1 pseudogene is annotated in these 265 nt (G+C 60.8%); it reads right to left on the bottom strand.

Going from position 1 to position 265, the window contains the following annotated elements:
- Window positions 1–265: pseudogene (locus RAD04_RS38825) on the bottom strand (hypothetical protein); the annotation flags it as partial.

The following is a 265-nucleotide window of genomic DNA, read 5'->3' on the forward strand; positions in this document are numbered from 1 at the left end:
ATCCCGCCTTCAAGATGGTGAGATGGCGCACCTCCACCAGGTAGTCGGGCAGCCAGGTAACCAGCAGATAGTTGTAATAAAGAAAGCAGAAGGATCCGAGCGTGGCTCCCAGCAGGTTGCGGTTGAAGGTCAGGGGCTTGCGGGCGGCGCGCGCAGGTGAATCCGGCCGGCGCTTCTGCCCGTCATGGTTCAACCGCGAGGGAAAGGCCAGGATCCACGGCAGAACCCACACCAGCGCCGTGAAACCAACCAGCACGAACATGTT

It is taken from the genome of Bradyrhizobium sp. 25ACV (genome assembly GCF_054863005.1).